22 protein-coding genes and 1 tRNA gene are annotated in these 21,163 nt (G+C 70.5%); 10 read left to right on the top strand and 13 right to left on the bottom strand.

Translation table 11 applies throughout. The features are described 5' to 3' along the window. Positions 1-33: 33 nt before the first annotated feature. The 9 genes from ABZ815_RS16620 to ABZ815_RS16580 form a co-directional block, all read right to left on the bottom strand. Entirely contained in the window at positions 34-1,458 is a 1,425-nt protein-coding gene (locus tag ABZ815_RS16620) for a carboxyl transferase domain-containing protein (RefSeq protein ID WP_357698508.1), read from the bottom strand. After that, on the bottom strand, positions 1,458-2,690 hold the full coding sequence (gene fabF, locus ABZ815_RS16615) for a beta-ketoacyl-ACP synthase II (protein ID WP_357698505.1): 1,233 nt from the start codon (positions 2,688-2,690) through the stop codon (positions 1,458-1,460). The genes ABZ815_RS16620 and fabF overlap by 1 nt, the downstream gene beginning before the upstream one ends. A gap of 34 nt (positions 2,691-2,724) precedes the next feature. Continuing rightward, complete coding sequence (locus tag ABZ815_RS16610) at positions 2,725-2,964, bottom strand: acyl carrier protein (RefSeq protein WP_125639869.1); 240 nt, start codon at positions 2,962-2,964, stop codon at positions 2,725-2,727. Between the two features lie 86 nt (positions 2,965-3,050). Further along, positions 3,051-4,004, bottom strand: a complete 954-nt coding sequence (locus tag ABZ815_RS16605) for a beta-ketoacyl-ACP synthase III (RefSeq protein WP_357698503.1) — start codon at positions 4,002-4,004, stop codon at positions 3,051-3,053. After that, positions 4,001-4,897, bottom strand: a complete 897-nt coding sequence (locus ABZ815_RS16600; RefSeq protein ID WP_357698501.1) for an ACP S-malonyltransferase — start codon at positions 4,895-4,897, stop codon at positions 4,001-4,003. The genes ABZ815_RS16605 and ABZ815_RS16600 overlap by 4 nt, the downstream gene beginning before the upstream one ends. A gap of 103 nt (positions 4,898-5,000) precedes the next feature. Further along, the gene (locus ABZ815_RS16595; protein ID WP_357698939.1) at positions 5,001-6,125 is read right to left on the bottom strand and encodes a helix-turn-helix domain-containing protein; all 1,125 of its coding nucleotides are present in this window, start codon (positions 6,123-6,125) and stop codon (positions 5,001-5,003) included. Between the two features lie 95 nt (positions 6,126-6,220). Beyond that, positions 6,221-6,652 carry a DUF350 domain-containing protein gene (locus ABZ815_RS16590; RefSeq protein WP_357698499.1) on the bottom strand — a complete coding sequence of 144 codons (432 nt, stop codon included), beginning with the start codon at positions 6,650-6,652 and terminating at the stop codon, positions 6,221-6,223. Positions 6,653-6,675: 23 nt separating this feature from the next. Beyond that, positions 6,676-7,821: a glutathionylspermidine synthase family protein gene (locus ABZ815_RS16585; protein ID WP_357698497.1), complete on the bottom strand. Its 1,146-nt coding sequence runs from the start codon at positions 7,819-7,821 to the stop codon at positions 6,676-6,678. 1 nt (position 7,822) lies between these two features. Next, a complete protein-coding gene (locus tag ABZ815_RS16580) occupies positions 7,823-8,230 on the bottom strand; it encodes a hypothetical protein (protein ID WP_357698495.1) in 408 nt (135 codons plus the stop codon). Between the two features lie 90 nt (positions 8,231-8,320). Between ABZ815_RS16580 and ABZ815_RS16575 the strand changes: the two genes are divergently transcribed. The 3 genes from ABZ815_RS16575 to ABZ815_RS16565 all read left to right on the top strand — a co-directional run bounded on the left by ABZ815_RS16575 (position 8,321) and on the right by ABZ815_RS16565 (position 10,594). After that, on the top strand, positions 8,321-9,343 hold the full coding sequence (locus tag ABZ815_RS16575) for a PHP domain-containing protein (RefSeq protein WP_357698493.1): 1,023 nt from the start codon (positions 8,321-8,323) through the stop codon (positions 9,341-9,343). An 86-nt stretch (positions 9,344-9,429) separates the two neighbouring features. Further along, a complete protein-coding gene (locus ABZ815_RS16570) occupies positions 9,430-10,158 on the top strand; it encodes a YafY family protein (RefSeq protein ID WP_357698491.1) in 729 nt (242 codons plus the stop codon). A 76-nt stretch (positions 10,159-10,234) separates the two neighbouring features. Beyond that, positions 10,235-10,594 (top strand): VOC family protein, encoded by a 360-nt coding sequence (locus tag ABZ815_RS16565; RefSeq protein WP_357698489.1) that lies wholly within the window; start codon positions 10,235-10,237, stop codon positions 10,592-10,594. Positions 10,595-10,791: 197 nt separating this feature from the next. Here ABZ815_RS16565 and ABZ815_RS16560 read toward each other — a convergent pair whose 3' ends face one another. From ABZ815_RS16560 to aceE, 3 genes are all read right to left on the bottom strand, one after another. Continuing rightward, positions 10,792-11,538, bottom strand: a complete 747-nt coding sequence (locus ABZ815_RS16560; protein WP_357698487.1) for a maleylpyruvate isomerase family mycothiol-dependent enzyme — start codon at positions 11,536-11,538, stop codon at positions 10,792-10,794. Between the two features lie 10 nt (positions 11,539-11,548). After that, complete coding sequence (locus ABZ815_RS16555) at positions 11,549-13,048, bottom strand: alpha/beta hydrolase (RefSeq protein ID WP_357698485.1); 1,500 nt, start codon at positions 13,046-13,048, stop codon at positions 11,549-11,551. A gap of 185 nt (positions 13,049-13,233) precedes the next feature. Further along, positions 13,234-16,032, bottom strand: coding sequence for a pyruvate dehydrogenase (acetyl-transferring), homodimeric type (gene aceE, locus ABZ815_RS16550; RefSeq protein WP_357698483.1), 2,799 nt, complete (start codon positions 16,030-16,032; stop codon positions 13,234-13,236). 942 nt (positions 16,033-16,974) lie between these two features. Between aceE and ABZ815_RS16545 the strand changes: the two genes are divergently transcribed. From ABZ815_RS16545 to ABZ815_RS16515, 7 genes are all read left to right on the top strand, one after another. Continuing rightward, the gene (locus ABZ815_RS16545) at positions 16,975-17,355 is read left to right on the top strand and encodes a DUF1918 domain-containing protein (protein WP_357698481.1); all 381 of its coding nucleotides are present in this window, start codon (positions 16,975-16,977) and stop codon (positions 17,353-17,355) included. Between the two features lie 9 nt (positions 17,356-17,364). Further along, positions 17,365-17,772, top strand: coding sequence for a secondary thiamine-phosphate synthase enzyme YjbQ (locus ABZ815_RS16540; RefSeq protein WP_357698479.1), 408 nt, complete (start codon positions 17,365-17,367; stop codon positions 17,770-17,772). A gap of 118 nt (positions 17,773-17,890) precedes the next feature. Further along, on the top strand, positions 17,891-18,319 hold the full coding sequence (locus ABZ815_RS16535; protein WP_357698477.1) for a DUF3052 domain-containing protein: 429 nt from the start codon (positions 17,891-17,893) through the stop codon (positions 18,317-18,319). Positions 18,320-18,348: 29 nt separating this feature from the next. Continuing rightward, positions 18,349-18,810, top strand: a complete 462-nt coding sequence (locus tag ABZ815_RS16530; RefSeq protein WP_357698475.1) for a peroxiredoxin — start codon at positions 18,349-18,351, stop codon at positions 18,808-18,810. Between the two features lie 14 nt (positions 18,811-18,824). After that, positions 18,825-19,154: a hypothetical protein gene (locus tag ABZ815_RS16525; RefSeq protein WP_357698473.1), complete on the top strand. Its 330-nt coding sequence runs from the start codon at positions 18,825-18,827 to the stop codon at positions 19,152-19,154. 172 nt (positions 19,155-19,326) lie between these two features. Further along, a complete protein-coding gene (locus ABZ815_RS16520) occupies positions 19,327-20,268 on the top strand; it encodes an ROK family protein (RefSeq protein WP_357698471.1) in 942 nt (313 codons plus the stop codon). 17 nt (positions 20,269-20,285) lie between these two features. Then, a tRNA-Val gene (locus ABZ815_RS16515) sits at positions 20,286-20,360 on the top strand. Positions 20,361-20,460: 100 nt separating this feature from the next. On the opposite strand, the gene ABZ815_RS16510 is transcribed toward ABZ815_RS16515, so the two are convergent. Next, positions 20,461-20,868 (bottom strand): hypothetical protein, encoded by a 408-nt coding sequence (locus tag ABZ815_RS16510; protein ID WP_357698469.1) that lies wholly within the window; start codon positions 20,866-20,868, stop codon positions 20,461-20,463. Positions 20,869-21,163: the final 295 nt, after the last annotated feature.

The raw sequence follows: 21,163 nt of genomic DNA, 5'->3' as shown, positions 1-21,163 counted from the left end.
CGGGCATCGGTGCGGGGCCTTTCGCGGACGGGTCTACAGCGGGATGTTGCCGTGGGCGCCCCTGGCCGGGGTGGCCTGGGCGAGCACCTTGGCGATGGCGCCGCGCGTCTCGGCCGGCTCGATCACCTCGTCGACGACGCCCAGCTCCTGGGCGCGGGCCAGGCCGCCGGCGAGCTTCTCGTGCTCCTCGGCGAGCCGCTGTTCCAGCGCCGGCCGCTCCTCGTCGGAGGCCGCCGCGAGCTCGCGGCGCTTGAGCACGCGCACCGCCGCCACGGCCCCCATGACCGCCACCTCGGTGGTCGGCCAGGCGAACACCTTGGTCGCGCCCAGCGCCCGCGAGTTCATCGCGACGTACGCCCCGCCGTACGCCTTGCGCGTGACCAGGGTGATCCTGGGAACCGAGGCCTCGGCGAAGGCGTGCAGCAGCTTGGCGCCGCGCCGGACCACGCCGTCGTGCTCCTGGCCCACACCCGGCAGGTAACCGGGGACGTCCACGAGGACAACCAATGGCACCCCGAAGGCGTCACACATACGTACGAAGCGGGCGGCTTTCTCGGCGGACGTGGCGTCGAGGCAGCCGGCCAGCCGCAACGGGTTGTTGGCGACGACGCCGACCGTCCGGCCGCCGAGGCGGCCCAGCGACGTGACGACGTTGGGCGCCCATTTGGCGTGCAGTTCGACGCCGTCCTCGTCGAGCAGGCCGTTGACCAGCGGCTTGACGTCGTAGGCGCGCCGCGCGGACTCGGGCAGCAAGGAGGAGAAGTCGACCTCCTCCACCTCGCCGGGACGCACCCTGCCCTGGTGGCCGAGCAGCGTGGCGAGCCGGCGCGCCTGGAGGTAGGCGTCGGCCTCGGTCTTGGTGACGACGTGCACCACGCCGCTGCGCCTGCTGTGGGGCTCGGGGCCGCCCAGCGCCTCGGCGTCGACGTTCTCGCCGGTGACGCTGCGCACGACGTCGGGGCCGGTCACGAAGATGCGGCCGGTGTCGGCCAGGATCACCAGGTCGGTGAGCGCGGGGCCGTAGGCGGCGCCGCCGGCGGCCGGGCCGACGACCACCGAGATCTGCGGCACGACGCCCGACGCCTTGGTCATGGCCGCGAACACCCGGCCGACGGCGTGCAGCGACTCGACGCCCTCGGCGAGCCGGGCGCCGCCGGAATGCCAGATGCCGATGACCGGCACCCGCTCGCGGACGGCCACGTCGTAGGCGTGCACGATGTGCTCGCAGCCCTCGCTGCCCATCGCGCCGCCCTGGAAGCGGGCGTCGCTGCAGAAGGCGGCGACGGGCACGCCCTCGATCCGGCCCATGGCGGCCAGGACGCCGCTTTTGTCCTCTGGGGTGATGAGCCGCAGCGAGCCCTCGTCGAGCAGCGCTGTCAGGCGGACGACTGGATCACGGGGATCGGCGGGCTCCTGGCCGGAGCCCTCACCCACCACCCGGCTGTCCAGTACGGTCATCAAGCCCCCTTGAAGACGACGGTGACGTTGTGCCCGCCGAACCCGAAGGAGTTGTTGACGGCGGCGAGGTCGCCCTGCGGCAGCGGACGGTTCGCGCCGTGGACGATGTCGACCTCGATGCCGTCGTCGAGGTTGTCGAGGTTGATGGTGGCCGGGACGATCCGCTCCTGCAGCGCCTTGATCGTGAAGACGGACTCGATGCCGCCCGCGCCGCCGAGCAGGTGACCGGTCATGGACTTGGTCGAGGTGACCAGCGGGTGGGTGCCGATGGCCTTGGCCACGGCCTGCACCTCGCCGACGTCGCCCGCCGGGGTGGACGTGGAGTGGGCGTTGACGTGCTTGACGTCGAGGCCGGTGATCTCGGCGTCGGTCAGCGCCTGCGTCATCGCCATGATGATGCCGCGGCCCTCGGGCTCGGGCTGCGTGATGTGGTGGGCGTCGGCCGAGTAGCCGACACCGGCGGCGTAGGCGTAGATGCGCGCGCCGCGCGCCTTGGCGTGCTCCTCGGACTCCAGCACCACGATGCCGGCGCCCTCGCCGAGCACGAACCCGTCGCGGTCGCGGTCCCACGGCCGGGAGGCGCCCTGCGGGTCGTCGTTGCGGGTGGACATCGCCCGCGCGGCGGCGAAGGCCGCGATGTTGAGGCCGTGGATGGCGGCCTCGGTGCCGCCCGCGACCACCACGTCGGCGCGGCCGAGCCGGATCATGTCCATGGCGTAGCCGATCGCCTCGGCGCCGGAGGCGCAGGCGGAGACGGTGGCGTGCACGCCCGCCTGGGCGCCCAGGTCGATGCCGATCCAGGCGGCCGGGCCGTTGGGCATGAGCATCGGCACGGTGAAGGGCGACAGCCGGTTCCAGCCGCGCTCCTTCCACGTGTCGTAGGCGGTCAGCGTGGTGGTGATGCCGCCGATGCCGCTGGAGACCACGACGCCCAGCCGCTCGGGGGCCACCTCGGGGGCGCCGGCGTCCTGCCAGGCCTCCCGGGCGGCGACCAGGGCGAACTGCTCGCTGCGGTCGAGACGGCGGGCCTCGGGGCGGGGCAGCACCTCGGTGGGGTCGACCGCCGCCGTCCCCGCGAACCGCACGGGGACGGAGTCGATCCACTCCGTGGTGAGGGTCTCCACACCCGACTGACCGGCGAGGAGCGCCGTCCAGGTCGAGGTGACGTCTCCACCGACGGGCGTCGTCGCGCCAAGCCCGGTGACGACGACACGTACCCGGTTCGCACTCACGTTTTCGCGCTCCTTACTGGTCAGAACTGTTTTGTCAGGCCTGGATGAAGTTGAGGACGTCCTTGACCGTCTTCAGGTTCTTCAGCTGGTCGTCGGGGATCTCGACGCCGAACTCGTCCTGAGCGGCCACGGCGATCTCGACCATGGACAGGGAGTCGATGTCGAGGTCGTCGACGAAGCTCTTCTCCGGGGTCACCTCGCCGGCCGGAATGCCGGTGATCTCGTTGATGATCTTGCCGAGGCCCGCGAGGATCTCCTGCTCGGTGGCAGCCATGTCGCTACTTCTCCTTTATTTTCTGGTTTCTGTACGGCTCTCGCCGTACGAGCTCTGAACAAGTACGGCGGGCGCCGTACCGGATCCTACGGAATCTCGATCACTTGGCCCGCATAGGTCAGACCGGCGCCGAAGCCGAGGATGAGCGCGAGGTCGCCTGAGCGGACCTCGCCGCGCTCCAGCATCCGCGAGAGCGCGAGCGGAATGGAGGCCGCCGACGTGTTGCCCGCGGTGACGATGTCACGGCCGATGACGGCCTTGTCGGCACCGAGCTTGCGTGCGATGGCCTCGATGATGCGCAGGTTGGCCTGGTGGGGCACGAACGCCGCCAGCTCCGAGGGGTCGACCCCGGCGCGGGCGCACGCCTCCAGGGCCACCGGGTGCAGCGCGGTGGCCCAGCGGAAGACCGTCTGGCCCTCCTGGGCGAGGAACTTCGTGCGGTCGGCGATGGAGATGGCCTCGGACTTGTCACCGGAGCTGCCCCACACCACCGGGCCGATGCCGGGCGTGTCGGACGGGCCGACCACGGCGGCGCCGGCGCCGTCGGCGAAGATCACGGCCGTGGACCGGTCGGTCCAGTCGACCCACTGCGACAGCTTCTCCGAGCCGATGACCAGCACGTTCCTGGCCGCGCCGCCGCGGACCGCGGCGCTGGCGGTGGCCAGCGCGTAGCAGAAGCCGGCGCAGGCGGCGTTGACGTCGAACGCGCCCGGGGACTTGATGCCCAGCCGGTGGGCCACGACGGCCGCGGCGTTGGGGATCTGGGTCTCCAGCGTGCAGGTGGCCACGATCACCAGGTCGATCTCGTCGGGGGTCAGGCCGCTGGCGGCCAGCGCCTTGCCGCCGGCCTGGGCCGCCATGTCCTCCACGGACTCGTTGGCGGAGGCGACCCGGCGCTCCTTGATCCCGACGCGGGACTGGATCCACTCGTCGTTGGTCTCCATGGTCTTGGCCAGGTCGTCGTTGGTGACGACGTTGTCCGGCTGGTAATGGCCGAAGGCCAGAATCCGGGCGCCTGGGGCGATGTCGGGGATCCTCATTTGATCAGCTCCCTGGCCGCGTCGAGGTCGTCGGGTGTCTTCAGCGCCACGGTCTCGACGCCCCGCAGGCCGCGCTTGGCGAGCCCGGTCAGCGTGCCGCCGGGCAGCAGCTCGATCATCTTGGTCACGCCCAGCTCGGCCATCGTCGCCATGCACAGGTCCCATCGGACGGGGCTGCTGATCTGCGAGATGAGCCGCTGGACGAACTCGGCGCCGGTGGCGGCGGGCCGGCCGTCGGCGTTGGACAGCAGCGTGACCCGCGGGTCGCCGGGCACGACGTTCCAGGCCGCCTCGCGCAGGGTGTCGACGGCCGGGGCCATGTGACCGGTGTGGAACGCGCCGGCCACCTTGAGCGGGATGAGCCTGGCACGGGCGGGCGCGTCGTCCTTGAAGGCGGCGAGCTGCTTCAGCGTGCCGCCCGCCACGATCTGGCCCGCGCCGTTGATGTTGGCCGGGGCCAGCCCGTGGCGCTCGATCGCGGCCAGCACGTCGGCCTCCACGCCGCCGAGCACGGCCGTCATGCCGGTCTCGGTCACGGCGGCGGCCTTGGCCATGGCCTGGGCGCGCTCGCGGACCAGGCTCAGCGCCTGCTCCGGGGTGAGCACCCCGGCCAGCGCGGCCGCGGCGAACTCGCCCACGCTGTGGCCGGCCAGCACGTCGGGGGAGGCCCCCAGCGCCTCGGCGGCGGCCAGCGCTGCGGCCACGAGCAGCGGCTGGGCGACGGCGGTGTCGCGGATCTCGTCGGCGTCGGCGGTGGTGCCGTAGGCGACCAGGTCGATCCCGGCGACCTCCGACCACGCGCCGAGTCTGTCGGCGAGGCCGGGCAGCTCGAGCCAGGGGGTCAGGAAGCCTGGGGTTTGGGCACCTTGGCCCGGAGCGACGAGTACAAGCACAAAAACCACCATGCCCTGTAGAACTTCGACACGCGGATGGAGATCCGTACGAACTTTGTCCGGGGTGTTTTGTAGGAACCCTACAGTGAAGATTTCGGGAATGTTACGTTAGGGCCCGCCATGCCGCAGCGCCCTCAGAAAGCCTGCCGAGGATGAGGCCGACCTGTAGCGTGAAGGCCGACCTGCCCTCGGTGGGCTGGTAGCCCGTGAGTTCGGTGATCTTCTTCAGACGGTAGCGGACCGTGTTCGGGTGCACGAACAGCAGCCGCGCCGTCGCCTCCAGGGAGGTGCCCTGTTCGAGGTATGTGGCAAGCGTATCGAGCAGGGGTGTGCCGGCCAACGGCAGGTAGACGTTCTCGATGAGCTGCTCCCTGGCGTCGGTGTCGCCGTCGAGCGCGCGTTCGGCCAGCAGGTCCTCGGCGTGCACCGGCCTGGGCGCGTCCGGCCAGCCCGCGGACGCCTTCAGCCCGGCCAGCGCGGCCCGTGCCGACCGCGCGGCGGCGTGCAGATCGGGCACCTCGGGGCCGATGACGATCGGGCCCACGCCGAAGCGCGCCACGACCTGCCGGGCCGCGTCCTGGACGCTGTCGGCGCCGCCCACGATCACGATCAGCCGGTCGGCCTGCACGCCGGCCAGCAGGTCCATGCCGATGCGGCGGCCCTTCTCGCGCAGGCCGTCGATGACCGCGCGGGGGTCGTCGTCGGGGGCGTGCCCGGCGATCACGACGACGGGGGAGGAGGTCCAGCCGAGGGCCGCGGCCCAGGAGTGGAGGCCGTCGTCGACCTCGCCCCGCACCAGCGCGTCGACGATCAGCGCCTCCAGCCGGGCGTCCCAGGAGCCGCGGGCCTCGGCCTCGCGGGCGTAGACGTGGGCGGCGGCGAAGGCCACGTCGCGGGTGTAGCGCAGCATGGCCTGCTGGAGCTGGTCCTCGCCGCCCGGCGCGGCCAGCTCGTCGGTCTGGGCCTCGACCACCTCGACCACGATCCTGACGATGTCGACGGTCTGCTGGAGCGAGATCGAGCGTTTGAGCTCGCGCGGGGCCGTGCCGAAGAACTCGATGCTGGGCGTGGGCCGGTTCTCGCCGGCGTGCTGGAACCACTCCACGAACGCGGCGATGCCGGCCTGGGCCACCAGGCCCACCCACGAGCGGTCCTCGGCGCTGAGCGCGCGGAACCAGGGGAGCTGGTCGTCCATGCGTGCCATCGCCGCCGTGCCGAGCGCGCCCATCGCGCGCTCGAGCCTGCGCGTCGTGTCCTCCCGGGTCCGGTCTGTCACGCCTCCTAGAGTGCCAGGTCGGTTCCGATGACCGGAACGGTGGTGTTTCAGATGACCGCAACCGCCGTGATCAGGCCGATCGCCACGTGGGTCACCGCGAGCAGGCGCGCGCCGGGCTGGAGCTCGGGCTCCTTCACCAGCTCACGTACGGAGATGCCCACGACCTTGTCGAACACCAGCATCGCCACGGTCTGCACCACGATGCCGACCAGGCCGAACACGGCCGTGCCCGCCAGCCCTTCGGCCAGTTGGCCGCCGGAGGCCCGGATGGAGGCGGCCACGATGAGCCCGATCGCGGCCAGCGCGGACATGGTGAGCAGCGTGGCGTTGGCGTTGCGCTCGGTACGGATGATCTCGCTCAGCTTGCCGGGCGTGGCCCAGTCGATCACGTAGAAGCCGATGATCAGCAGGACCACGCCGACGGCCGCGTAGGCGGCGATGGCGCCCGCGCCGCGGGCCAGGACTTCGAGAAGAGTCACGTCATTTCCAATCAAGGGGGGCTTCAGTCCGCTATGCGATGCGGAACGAAGGAGGAGGTGTCGTCGGTGATCAGGCCGGTGGTCTCCCTGATGCCGAGCCCGGCGGCCTCGTCGGCGACCATCCAGGCGCCGAGCACCGGCCGCTGGCCCTCGAACGCGGGCAGGGCCTCGAAACCCTGGAACACGTAGCCTTCCCGGCCGTAGCGGCCCGGGGTCTCCTGGGTGCCCTCGGGGGTGACGATGCGCATGGACGCGCCCTCCCTGCCGAGCAGCGGCTTGGCGATGTAGGAGGTCAGCTCGCGCGGGCCGTCGAGGTAGGCGGGCAGCAGGTTCGGATGGCCGGGGTAGAGCTCCCACAACACGGCCAGCAGCGCCTTGTTCGACAGCAGCGACTTCCACAGCGGCTCGATCCAGGTGGAGTGGCGCACCGCGTGCCGGCCGAAGTCGTCGGCCAGCATCCACTCCCAGGGGTAGAGCTTGAACGCCGAGCGGATCATCTCCTCGCCGGCGTCGACGAAACGGCGGTTGAGCTCGTCCCAGCCGATGTCCTCCATGGCCACGGCGACCGTCCGGCGGCCCGCCTGCTCGGCGGTCTCCTGCAGGTAGGCGACCGTCATGGCCTCCTCGCCCGTCTCGTCGGCGTTGGTGAAGGCGAAGTGCGTGGGGCCGGGCGGCAGCGGCAGCTCGCGCCACCGCTCGATCAGCCGCTCGTGGATGGAGTTCCACTGGTCGTCGCCGGGGTGGGTGTCCTGGAGCCAGAACCACTGGATCACCGACGACTCCAGCAGCGACGTCGGCGTGTCGGCGTTGTACTCCAGCAGCCGGGCCGGGCCCGTGCCGTCGTAGCGCAGGTCGAAGCGGCCGTAGAGGTGGGGGTCGCGGCGCTCCCAGGAGCGCGCCACGGCGTCCCCGGCCCACTCGGGGACGGCGAAGTCGGCGTAGCGGCCGGTCGAGACGACGTGCTCGACGGCCCGCAGGCACATGCCGTGCAGCTCCTCGACCTGCGCCTCCAGCGACTCCACCTCCTCCAGGGACAGGACATAGTGGACCGACTCGTCCCAGTAGGGCCTGTTCAGGCCCTCGGGGTGGGCCGCCCGGTGGTAGGCCAGGCCCTGGCTCTCGATCGTCTTCTCCCAGCCGGGACGGACGATGCCATGCTCGCGGCGCACGTCAGCTCCCGCCGCCCCAGCTGTTGCCGAAGCCGCCGCGCTGGATCGACTTGCCGCTGCGGCTGGAGATGTTGACGTCCGACGGCCGGTACGTGGTGCCGCCCTGCATGCGGTTGCCCACCCGGTGGCCGCCGTAGTACCACAGGTACGCGCCGCGCGAACCGCCGTAGAAGTGGGACCCGCTGCCGCCGCTGCCGCCGTCGTCGTCGCAGTAGTCGTCGTCGACGACCTCGTACGTGCCGTCGTCGAGCTGCACCACGCAGTCGGCGGTGACGTCGTCGTCGTCCTGGGTGGCGGCGCAGTAGCCGACCAGCATCACCGACAGGACCCCGAGAATGGTCAGCGGGACGGCCTTGGACGACTTGCGCGGGGGTGTGGGGGCCGGCTTGTGCGGCGGCGGATATGCCATCTAGCTCCTGCTTTCCTGGGCGATCAGCCTATCGGTGGGCCTTGTCCCCGTTCAACGCCGGTGACCGTCCGCTCGGGTATGAATGGACTCATGGAACCGGTTCAGGCCCTGCGCGAGATCGCCTTCCTGCTCGAACGCGCAGGTGAGCCCACCTACCGGGTCCGCGCGTTCCGCCGCGCGGCCGCGGTCGTGGACGACCTGCCGGAAGGGGAGCTCACACGGCTGGCCGCCGCCGGCGGGCTGGGCGACCTCCCCGGCATCGGCAAGGTCACCGCCCTCGTGATCAACGAAGCCCTCGACGGACAGGTTCCGACGTATTTGCGTAGGTTGCGGGCCACCGAGGGCGTCGAGCTCGACGCCGAGACCGCGGCCCTGCGCGAGGCGCTGAAGGGCGACCTGCACAGCCACTCCGACTGGTCCGACGGCGGCTCGCCGATCGAGGAGATGGCCGAGGCCGCCAGGGGGCTCGGCCACGAGTACTGGGCGCTGACCGACCACTCGCCGCGCCTGACCGTGGCCAAGGGGCTGTCGGCCGAGCGGCTGGAACGGCAGCTCGACGTGGTGGCCGGGCTCAACGAGCGGCTGGCGCCGTTCCGGATCCTGACCGGCATCGAGGTCGACGTCAACCTCGACGGCTCGCTCGACCAGGACCCGGCCCTGCTCGGACGGCTCGACGTGGTCGTGGCCAGCGTCCACTCCAAGCTGCGCATGGACCGCGAGGAGATGACCCGCCGCATGGTCACCGCCGTCGCCAACCCCCTGGTCGACGTGCTGGGGCACTGCACGGGGCGAGTCGTGCGGGCCGGCGGCGAGCGCGGGGTCAAGAGGCCGGAGTCGGAGTTCGACGCCGAGCTGGTCTTCGAGGCGTGCCGGCGGTTCGGGGTCGCCGTGGAGATCAACTCCAGGCCCGACCGGCTCGACCCGCCCAAGCGGCTCATGCGGCTGGCGTACGAGACGGGGTGCGTGTTCTCGATCGACTCCGACGCGCACGCGCCCGGTCAGCTCGACTGGCAGCGGTTCGGCTGCGAGCGGGCGGCCCGGTGCGGCATCGAGGCCGGCCGCATCGTCAACACCTGGCCCCTGGAACGGCTCCTGGAGTGGACGGCGGCGTGAGAGGTGGGTGTCCGGGCGGTTAGGGCGTTCTTGCGTGGCCCGTGCGGGGCCGGTGATTGTCGGTGGCGGCGCGTAGCGTTCCGGCTGTGAACCGTACCGACCGGCTCTATGCGCTCGTCGAGGACCTGCGCGCCATCGCGCCACGCTGCCGCTCCGCCCGCGAGCTCGCCGAGCGGTTCGAGGTCAGCGTGCGCACCATCGAGCGCGACATCACCGCGTTGCAGGGGTCCGGGGTGCCGATCTACGCCGAGCCCGGTCGCAGGGGCGGCTACGCCCTCGACAAGAAGATGTCGCTGCCCCCGCTCAACTTCACCCCGGCCGAGGCGGTGGCCATCGCGGTGGCGCTCAGCCAGGCCGGCGACCAGCCGTTCGGCCGCCAGGCCCGCAGCGCGTTACGCAAGGTGGTCTCGGCCATGCCGGGGCCCGAGGGCGACCTGGCCAGGGAGCTGGCGCGGCGGGTGCAACTCGTCAGCGAGCCGCCCGAGCCCGGCTCCCAGATCCGGCCGCTCGGCGCCGAGGGCATCTCCCGGGCGATCGAGGAGGCGCTGCTGCGGCGGCGCGTGCTCAGGCTCGACTACGCCGACGCCAAGGGTGCGCTCACCTCGCGCGACGTCGAACCGGGGGTGTTCCTGGGCGGGCGCGGCGGTTTCTGGTACCTCGTGGCGTGGTGCCGGTTGCGGGAGGACGTCCGCGTCTTCCGGCTCGACCGCATCGCCTCGGCCGTCGTCACCGTCGAGCGTTGTCCCGAGCGGCCGCTCGAAGGGTTCGCCCCCGACGTGCCGGAGATGGTCGTACGCGGAACCATGCTCGATTAAACATGCGAAAACACCGACATAGGGTTGTCGCCATAGCGATACATCGTTGTCTTGTTCGAAAGACGAGGAGATGACGATGGACAACACGGTGACCTGGTTCGAGGTCGCGACCGATGACCCCGAAGGCGCCGAGCGCTTCTACGGCGAGCTGTTCGGCTGGTCGTTCAGCCGCGACGACGACGGCCCGCTCGACTACCGCATGGTCAACTACCCGGGCGGCGAGCGTCCCGGCGGCGGGCTGTTCAACACCAAGGGCGACTTCCCCGCCCACGCGGTGTTCCACGTGCAGGTCGCCGACGTCGAGGCCGCGTGCGCCAAGAGCGAGTCGCTCGGCGGCAAGGTGGTCATGAAGGTGATCGACGACGGCGCCGGCACCGACTTCGCCTATCTGCGTGACGTCTCGGGCAGTCTGTTCGGAGTCTTTCACCGCAGGTGAGCCCGCCCGGCGGCGGACGCCGCCGGAGCGCGCGGGACCGTGCCCGCGATCGCGCCCCCGGGGAAGCACCTTCCCCGCCGAACCGGGGCCGCGCGACCGAGGCCGTCCCGTCTCGGAGCGGTTCACCCGCCCTGGACACGCCGCCGATCGCCGAGCGGCGGCGCGTCCAGGGCCCCTTCCCCCGGCAGGGGGCGTTCTCAGAAGGCGGCGGCCGCCAGCCAGCGGGTCAGCAGGTCGCGGTCGCCGAAGACGGCCGGCGACCGCGGGGGCCGCCGACCGTAGAGCAGCAGGAGCAGCTCGCTCGCCGGGCCGCGTACGGCGGCGTCGCCCTTGGTGTGGCCGCGCTCGCAGCTGACCGCCCCGGCGGCGCCCTGCGTCACGGTCCACTCGCCGTCGAGGTCGCTCGCGTGGAGGTGGATCGTGGCCCCCTCCGCGCCGAGCCCGGCCAGCGACCGGGTCACCCAGGTCGCGTACGGCAGGTTGTGCAGGAACTCCTCGATGCCGTCCACGGCGGTCGCCGCCGGGATCTCCGGGTCCAGGCCGAGTGCGAGCTCGGCGTCGGCCCGGTGGATCACCAGCTCGAAGAGCATCCTGGGCGCCCACCACCCGGCCCGCAGGTCCGGCCCCCACGTCCACACCGCGAGGTCCGGGTCGGTGGCGCGCAGCACGTCCAGCAGGTCGGCGGCCCCCGCCAGGAGCCAGGCGGCGTCGCCGCTCGCCCCCTCCGCGAGCCCGCTGGGCACCTGCCGCGACCAGACGCGCTCCCGCACCTGGTTGCGCAGCACGTACGCCGCCCAGCGATGAGTCTGGCCGACGTGCGTGACGAGCTCGGCGAACGTCCATCCCGGGCAGGTCGGCACCGGGACCGACAGGTCGGTCGCCAGCGCCGCCAACCGCGCGGCCTCGTCCTCGATCCGGGTGATGAAGGTGTCGTTGTCGGTCACCCGTCACACACTAGGCCGCCGGGCAGGTCGCGCCCCTGCTGGGCAGCTTGCCCTCCACCAGGTACGCGTCCACGAGCCCCTGCACGCACTTGCTGCCCGACAGGTACGCCCCGTGCCCCTCGCCCTCGTACGTGACCAGCCGTGCGGTCCTGAGCTGGGCCGTCAGCCGCGGCGCCCACTGGTACGGCGTGGCCGGGTCGCCCTTGCCGCCCACGACCAGGATCGGCGCCGAGCCGGTGGCGTTGACGTGCCGCGCCTGGTTGCTGCCTTGGGCCGGCCACACCCGGCACAGGCCGCCCGAGCCCTCGCTGCCGAACAGCGGCGAGATCTTCAGCGCCGCCTCCTCGGTGCGCCGCAGCTCGGCCTCGCTGGGCCGTTCGGCGGTGTCCACGCAGGTGATGGCCGGGAAGCTGGTCATCTGGGTGGAGTAGGTGCCGTCCTCCGAGCGTCCGGTGTAGGAGTCGGCCAGGTACATCAGCGCCTCGCCGTGGCCCTTCAGCGCGTCGCCGAGCGCCTTCTCCAGGAACGGCCAGGTCAGCTCCGAGTACAGGGCGGCGGCCACGCCGGTGGAGGCCAGGCCCTGGGTGAGCTGCCGGCCGTCCACCTGCAGCGGCTTGGTGGTGAGCTGGTTCATCAGGTTCTCGACGTTGGCGTTCGCGGCGGTCACGTCCTTGCCGACCTCGCAGCCGCCCTTGACGCAGCTGCGCAGGAAGCTCTCGTACGCCTGCTGGAAGCCGCGGGTCTGGGTCAGCGTGCGCTGCTCGAAGGTGACCGTCGGGTCGAGGGGCGCGTCGAGCAGCATGCGGCCCACGTTCTGGGGGAACTGGGTGGCGTAGACGGCGCCGAGCTGGGTGCCGTACGACATGCCGACGTAGTTGAGCTTGGGGTCGCCGACGGCGGCGCGGATGCGGTCCATGTCGCGGGCTGCGTTCACGGTGCCGACGTAGGGGAGGATCTTGCCGGAGTGCTCCTGGCAGAGCCGGGCGAACTCCTTGTTGGCGTCCAGGCTCTCCTGGTGCGTCTGCGCGTTGGTGGGCAGCGTGTTCAGCGAGACGAACCGGTCCATCTGCGCGCTGTCGCCGCAGCGTACGCCCGAGCTGCGCTCGACGCCGCGCGGGTCGAAGCTGACCAGGTCGTAGTGGGCGCGCAGGGAGGTGAGCGCCTTGGCCGCCTGGTCGAGGGTGTCCACGCCGGAGGCGCCCGGCCCGCCGAAGTTGAACACCATCGAGCCGAGCCGCTTCTTGGGATCGGTGGCCGACAGCTTGATGAGCGCCAGTTCCAGCTTCTCACCGTCGGGGCGGGAGTAGTCGAGGGGCACCGCCAGCTTGCCGCAGCGCACCGAGGCGTCCGTCTTGGCCGGTGGCTCGCCGTCCGGGCGCCTGATGTCGGTGCACGGCCCCCAGACGATCTTGTCGGTGTCGGCGCCGGGGCCGTCGGTGGCGGGCTCTGCGGGTGCACTCGCGCAGCCCGCGGCCGTCACGAGCAGGGCGGCGGCTAGGACGCGTCGCATACGAACATTCCCCTTCGTGTCTCCGGGGGAAGTAGTGCCCACCATACGGGACCCCGCGTCAAACCTGGGTGAGGCGGCACGCACCCCTCCTGGACGTGCCGCCTCATCCGGCTGACCGCGCGGAGGCCCGGACATGACGGCGCTCCCGCGAGAAGTTCTTCGCGGGAGCGCCCCTTCCGGATGACTCAGACGCCCATCGACTGGGTGTCGTTGCTCTCCGCGCCGCCGGCTTCGGTGACGCCGTTCTTCAGGTGGTAGCGGGCGATGGCCTCGCGCAGCACCTCGCCGTCGAGCTCGCCCCGCTTGACCAGCCGGGTGAGCACGGCCAGCGTGATCGAGGCGGCGTCCACGTGGAAGTGGCGGCGCAGCGCCGAGCGGGTGTCGGACAGGCCGAACCCGTCGGTGCCCAGCGAGGACCAGTCACCCGGCACCCACTGCGCGATCTGGTCCTGGACCGCCTTCATGTAGTCGCTGACGCCCACGAACGGCCCGTCGGCCTGCGAGAGCACCTGCGTCACGTACGGGACGCGCTGCTCGGCGTCGGGGTTGAGCAGGTTGTGCTCCTCGCACGCCAGCGCCTCGCGCCGCAGCTCGGTCCACGACGTCGCCGACCACACGTCGGCCGACACGCCCCACTCCTCGGCCAGCAGCCGCTGAGCCTCCATGGCCCAGGGACCGGCCACGCCGGAGACCAGGATGTTGGCCTTCGGACCCTGCGTCTGCGGCGCCTCGGCGAACTTGTACAGGCCCTTGAGCAGGCCCTCGACGTCGAGATCGGCCGGCTGCGCGGGCTGCAGGTAGGGCTCGTTGTAGACGGTCAGGTAGTAGAAGACGTCCTCGGGCTGCTCGCCGTACATGCGGCGCAGGCCGTCCTTGACGATGTGGGCGACCTCGAAGGCCCAGGACGGGTCGTAGGAGACCGCGGCCGGGTTCGTCGAGGCGATGAGCGGCGTGTGGCCGTCTTCGTGCTGCAGGCCCTCGCCGTTGAGCGTGGTGCGACCGGCGGTGGCGCCGAGCAGGAAGCCGCGGCCCATCTGGTCGCCCATCTGCCACATCTGGTCGCCGGTGCGCTGCCAGCCGAACATCGAGTAGAAGATGTAGACCGGGATCATGTGCTCGCCGTGCGTGGCGTAGGCGGTGCCGGCCGCGATGGTCGAGGCCATCGAGCCCGACTCGCTGATGCCCTCGTGCAGGATCTGCCCCTGCACGGCCTCCTTGTACGACAGCAGCAGCTCCCTGTCGACCGCCTCGTACGTCTGCCCGTGGGGCGAGTAGATCTTGGCGGTCGGGAACATCGCGTCGAGACCGAACGTGCGGGCCTCGTCGGGGATGATCGGCACGAACCGGTGGCCGATCTCCTTGTCGCGCATGAGGTCCTTCAGCAGGCGCACGAACGCCATGGTCGTGGCGACCTGCTGCTTGCCCGAGCCCTTGCGGAACTGGCTGTAGACGTCGTCGCCGGGCAGCTTGACCGGCTTGGCGCGCATGACCCGCTTGGGCAGCACGCCGCCGAGCGCCGCGCGCCGCTCCTTCATGTACTGGATCTCCGGGTCGTTCTCGCCCGGGTGGAAGTACGGAGGAAGCTCGCCCTCCAGGGCCGAGTCCGGGATCGGCAGGTAGAGCCGGTCGCGGAACTCCTTCAGCTCGGCCTTGGTGAGCTTCTTCATCTGGTGGGTGGCGTTGCGCGCCTCGAAGTCCTTGCCCAGCGTCCAGCCCTTGATGGTCTGGGCGAGGATCACCGTCGGCTGGCCGACGTGCTCGCGGGCCGCCTTGAAGGCCGCGTAGACCTTGCGGTAGTCGTGGCCGCCGCGCGACAGCTTGCGGATGTCGTCGTCGGACAGGTGCTCGACCATCTTGCGCAGGCGCGGGTCGCCGCCGAAGAAGTGGTCGCGGATGTAGCCGCCGGTCTCGACCGAGTAGGTCTGGAACTGGCCGTCGGGCGTGGTGTTCATCTGGTTGACCAGCACGCCGTCGACGTCGGCCGCGAGCAGCGGGTCCCAGTCGCGGCCCCAGACGACCTTGATCACGTTCCAGCCGGCGCCGCGGAAGTACGACTCCAGCTCCTGGATGATCTTGCCGTTGCCGCGCACCGGGCCGTCGAGCCGCTGCAGGTTGCAGTTGATGACGAACGTGAGGTTGTCCAGCTCCTCGCGGGCGGCCAGGCCGATCGCGCCGAGCGACTCGGGCTCGTCCATCTCGCCGTCGCCCAGGAAGGCCCACACGTGGCTGCGCGAGGTGTCCTTGAGCTCGCGGTTGAGCAGGTAGCGGTTGAACCGCGCCTGGTAGATCGCACCGATCGGGCCGAGACCCATGGAGACCGTCGGGAACTCCCAGAAGTCGGGCATGAGCCGCGGGTGCGGGTAGGAGGGCAGGCCGTGGAAGCCGTGCGACAACTCCTGCCGGAACGCGTCGAGCTGCGCCTCGTTGAGACGGCCCTCCAGGAAGGCGCGGGCGTAGATGCCCGGCGCGGCGTGGCCCTGGAAGAACACCTGGTCGCCCGACTCGCCGTGGTCCTTGCCGCGGAAGAAGTGGTTGAAGCCCACCTCGTAGAGCGAGGCCGCCGAGGCGTAGGTGGCGATGTGGCCGCCCACGTTCGTGCGGGCGTTGGCCCGCGACACCATGACCGCCGCGTTCCACCGGATGTAGGCGCGGATGCGCCGCTCGACGTGCTCGTCGCCCGGGAACCAGGGCTCGCGCTCCGGCGGGATCGTGTTGATGTAGTCGGTGCTGCGCAAGCCCGGCACGCCGACCTGGTGCTCGCGGGCCCGTTCCAGCATGCGGAGCATGAGGTAGCGGGCTCTGGTGCGGCCTTCGGTCTTGACGACATTGTCGAGAGACTCGAGCCACTCGTTGGTCTCACTGGGGTCGACATCAGGCAGCTGGCTGGGTAGGCCGTCGCTGATGATCGAGAATCGCTGGCGTCCGGAAGCCACTGGGTCTCGCCTTCCGAGAATGACTGAAGTCTGGTCTGGGTCGCCTTCCATCCTGGTCGCTAGCCGTAGAAAACGCATCTCTACTGACGGGTAACCAGAGCGTCCCTGCTGGCAGGGCCATGTTGGTGGCCTAGACCACCGATGGTAGGACGAATAGCCACCAAAGGTTACATCGGTGGAGCAATTTAACAAGACTAGAAAACGGACGAAATTTCGCCCCAATCCTAGGGGGCTGTCCCGGTGGGTCGGCCGCCGCCCTCACCCCTCCCCCGAACCGGCCGCTTCTCACGCAGCCGCAGCCCCGGGCCCGGGCTGGGACGCGGGCCCGGGCTGGGGCGCGTCGGCGGGATGCGGGTCGGGTTGGGCGGGCGTGGGTCGGAGTGGGCGGCGTGGGCGGGGTGTCCGCCGGGCCTGCCCGGCGGGGGTGTTGATGATGAGCGGGCGTTGGCGGCATGGGTCGGGTGGCGCGCCGCGCGAGTCTAACCACCCACCTCGCGGTGCGACCCGGCGGGGCGCGCGTTCGCGAAGGGCGCAGACCAACACCACCTCGCCCCTTGGGTTGCTCCGGGTGGGTGCGCGGCCTGGCGGGGGACCTTGTGGGGGTTTGGCCCCGGCGGGGACCTTGAGGCGTGCCGCAGGGGTCAGGGCCCAAGGCGGCTTGGGAGCCTGTCCCGGCGCGCCGAAGGCGTGCGGTGTCTGGCCATGCCTCGCTCTTCGCCTCGTGATCGACCCACCGAGGCCTCAGGCGTGGAGCCCATACCTTTTACCCGCCTATTCAAGAGGTGTGGCCGCAGTCGTCGGCAGGCCCACGCCTGTGGGCTCCTCGCCACCTCCACCGGCCGGCGGGCGCGCGGACACTCAGCCGGACGCCGTCCCCTCACCCCTCCTCCTCCAGACGGACGCCACCCGATCCGGCCCCCTCAGACCTGTCGCTGCAGAAATGAGGCCATATCGGAATCATCAAGCGACAGGGCACCCCGAAGCTCCGCGATCATGCCCCTGACCAGCAGAGACGCCGAAGCGGCCAGGACCGCCGCCGAACCACCGTCCGGCCACGAAGCCCGGAACACCCGGCCCCCCTTGCGTAACGTTTCGGTCATTGTTTTCGGCCCGAATGAAGACCCGGCAAAAAATCGCCGTACGCGGCATCCGCTCTTTTCCTCGGCGGTCCGCCGTACCAATGTGGAAGGTATGAATGCGACGGCAGGAGACCGGCTCCTGATGCACGGCAACACCGTCGGCGAAAGGGAGCGGGGCGGCGTCATCATCGAGGTCCACGGCACGGACGGCGGGCCTCCCTACAGTGTGCGGTTCGACGACGGCCACACCGGGCTGGTCTTTCCCGGCCCTGATGCCGTCGTTGTGCCTCAGTAGGATTTCCCTGTGAGATCAGAAATCATCTCCGTGGCCACGGGTTCACGTGAGACCGTGCACGACATCACCGCTGAATGCGCAGATTTCGTGCGCGCGCAGGGAGAAGACGGCCTGTTGCATGTTTTCGTACCGCACGCGACCGCGGGCGTGGCCCTGCTGGAGCTAGGGTCGGGCAGCGACGACGATCTGCTCGCCGCACTGCGTGACCTGCTCCCGGCCGACGACCGCTGGCGTCATGCCCACGGTTCGCGCGGTCACGGCAGGTCACACGTCATGCCCGCGCTGATCCCGCCATATGCCACGATCCCCGTGCTGGGCGGGAGAATGGCGTTGGGCACCTGGCAGTCCGTCGCGCTGGTCGATCTCAATGTCGACAACACGCAACGTCAGGTTCGCCTGTCGTTTTTGTCGGGTTGATTCTGGCCGACTACGGCCGTACCCGTGGCGACCGTTGACGACTGAGGGTCACAGCGTGTGGACTGTGCCGAAGCGATAAACCGCATAGAGCGGGGCCACTCAAGCAGGAGGGATAAACGTGAGCGCGACCGCGGGTCAGGCGCAGGGCGAGCGCGGCCTGGCCGAACGACTTGGCCTCAAGCCGGGTCAGGTGGTGCAGGAGATCGGTTGGGACGAGGACGTCGACGACGAGCTTCGCGACTCCATCGAGGACCTGACCGGCAACGAGATGCTGGACGAGGAGAGTGACGACGTCGTCGACGTTGTGCTGCTGTGGTGGCGCGACGGCGACGGGGACCTCTTCGACGCCCTCAGCGACGCCATGCGAGCACTCGCCGAAGCCGGCCAGATCTGGCTGCTGACTCCCAAGGCCGGGCGCGATGGCCACGTGGAGCCGAGCGACATTGGGGAGGATGCCGCTACCGCGGGTCTCTCGCAGACCAGCAGCATCTCCGCCGCACCCGACTGGTCCGGGACCAGGCTCGTCGCCCCGAAGGGCCGACGTTAGGAAACTCCGAGGCCGGCCGATACGGCAGGATGGTCGCTGTGAACGCACATCCTGCCGAGGTCGGCGCCATGGCTCCGGATTTCGAGCTGCAGGACCAGCACGGCGCCCCGGTGAGACTGTCCATGTTCCGGGGCGAGAAGGTCGTGCTGGTCTTCTATCCGCTTGCCTTCAGCGGGATCTGCGAAGGCGAGCTCACCGCGCTGCGTGACCAGCCTCTCGACGCGCGGGTGCTCGCCGTGTCCGTCGACTCCGTGTTCGCCTTGCGTGCCTGGTCCGATCGGGAAGGTTACGGATTCGCCCTACTCTCCGATTTCTGGCCACACGGACAGGTCGCCCAGGCGTACGGTGTGTTCGATGAGGCGAAGGGGCTCGCGCGTCGGGGGACCTTCGTCATCGACGGCGAGGGCGTGATCCGGTGGTCGGTGATCAGTCCGATCTCCTCGGCACGCGACGTCGCCGACTACGTCAAGGCACTCGCCGACATTTCTTGACCTCGGAGGGAACGATGCCCTGCTACCGATGCGGGGCCCGGCAGACCGACCCGGTCCGTGGCGCCAGCCCGTGGCAGCGCGGGGTGCGCAACGAGTCCCAGGTGCTGATCTGCCCGGACTGTCAACGACTGCACGACCTCGACCTCGACTCCTGCGGCACGTGCGGGTCCACCGCGCTCATCTGCCGGTTGGGGGAGGTCGAGTGCCGCGGCTGCGGCGCCGTCCGGATGGCTCGGGCGTCGGAGGGGTTCGGGGAGCAGGGGGCGTACGTCGGGTCGGGGGCTCCGCCGGGGCTGTCGGCGGAGGTCGAGGCGGCGCTCAACCGGGTGCTGGGCAGGGCTTGACCGTCCGCGTCTCGCCCGCGCCTCCCCGCCGTCGGCCTGGGATGATCACCGGCTCGGGATCGTCCCGCCGTCGTCTCGATGCGCGGACTCCCGCTCCCCCCTGCCTGAGAGATTCTCAAGCGTCTTTTCGGACATTTGCTGACCTGCGCTATCGTCTCCTTTCGTGTCCGCTATGAGTTCGTTCGTCGTCGCTCTCGACGTCGGTGGCACGTCCATGAAGGGCGGCCTGGTCAGCGAGTCCGGCGAGGTGCTGCTGAGCGAGCGGCGCCACACCCCTCGCGCCGACGGTCCTGAGGCGGTCGTGTCCGCCATTTCGGACTTCATCGGCCACCTGGCCGCCTCCGGCGACGGCGACCCGGCAGGCGTCGGTCTGGCCGTCCCTGGGCTGGTGTCCGAAAGCGCGGCTCTCTACGCGGCGAACCTGGGCTGGCGGGACGTCCCCGCCTCGAACTTCACCACCCTGGACATCCCCGTGATGCTGGGCCACGACGTCCGGACGGGCGGCCTGGCCGAGAGCATCCTCGGCGCCGGAAAAGGTGTCTCCGACTTCCTCTTCCTCCCCATCGGCACCGGTATCGCCGGCGCGTCGATCATCAACGGCGACCCGTACGGCGGCTCCTCGGGCTGGGCCGGCGAGATCGGCCACACCCCCGTCTTCCCTGACGGCGAGCAGTGCGCGTGCGGTCAGTTCGGCTGCCTGGAGACGTACGCCTCGGCGGCCTCGGTCGGACGCCGCTACAGCCAGCGCGCGGGCGTCGAGGGCGTACGCGCCGAGCAGGTGGTCGCCTCCGACGACCCCATCGCCATCGAGGTGTGGGACGAGGCCGTGGAGGCCCTGTCGCTCGCCCTGGCCACGTACACGCTGCTGCTGGACCCTTCGGTGATCGTCCTCGGCGGCGGCCTGGCCGAAGCCGGTCCCGCTCTGTTCGACCCCGTACGCACGCGCCTGGTCAAGCGCCTGGCCTTCCGCGATGCACCCCCGCTGATCCCGGCCGCGCTGGGCGTCGACGCCGGCATGCTGGGCGCCGCCCTGCTGGGCTGGCGAGCCGCCGGCCGCCCCGAAGTGGGCCCCGGCTGGACGGTGAATGTGCGATCGGCCCCCCGGGTGTCGTAAGGTTAGTGCCGATCCGGGGGCGGTTAGCTCAGCGGTAGAGCACTCGCCTTACAAGCGAGGGGTCACTGGTTCGAACCCAGTACCGCCCACCAGCGTAAACGTACGATCTCTGATCTTGAAAACGGCGTCTGAGTGACTAAGTGAGGGACTAAGTCCCGAAGATCTTGTCCATCGCCGCAGCTCCCTGCATGATCACGGGCCGGATCTGATGCCGGTAGACGGTCTCGGTGACCACCGTGTTGGAGTGCCCGACGAGGCGTGGACGTCCTCGATGGGGACGCCGGAGTCTGACAGCACGGACCCGTCGTACGCCACGACGTGCGACCAGAGAAGTGCCCTCAGCTCTTCGGTGCGAGCGCCGATCAGCAGGGAGAGGACGATGTAAGCTCGCATGCGCTCGCCGCCCTGTTCCGCCTGTGTGGGGACGGCGAGAGCTTGGGCCAGTGTCAGAGCCTTGGAGGGACGTCCAGTACGTCCCTCGGGGATGTCGCAGAGATCCACGACGTTTCGCTTGACCTTGTCACGGCGCATCGCGCTCTTCACCGACCGGGTGCCCGGTTCGCCGGTCTTGCCAGCGAGCCACTTGTCGACGTCCTCCACTGAGAGATCGCGTAGCTTGCGCCACCGCACGCGGGCCGGCGGCCCCGACGATGAGCTTTCAAGATCCTGCCGCCCCGCTTCCGGTGCTCGTGCCTGGAGGCCCTGCGCTCCGGGTCGGGTTGCCATCGATTCACCCAGGTTGCTGCCTGTGGTGGTGCCCGGCGTGGAGCAGGGCCGTTCAGACCGACCCGCGAAGAGACCTCTGCTTCTTCCCTAGCCTGGTCTCCGCTTGCAGGTTCGCGGCCAGTTCATCCAACGTCGCCCCGCAACGGACGTTGGACTGCCCGCTTGTACA

It is taken from the genome of Nonomuraea sp. NPDC047529 (assembly GCF_040642995.1).
In the GTDB taxonomy this organism is placed as follows: Bacteria; Actinomycetota; Actinomycetes; order Streptosporangiales; family Streptosporangiaceae; genus Nonomuraea.
Note: the sequence above shows the minus strand (reverse complement) of the source record. Positions and strands in the feature narration are given on the sequence as shown.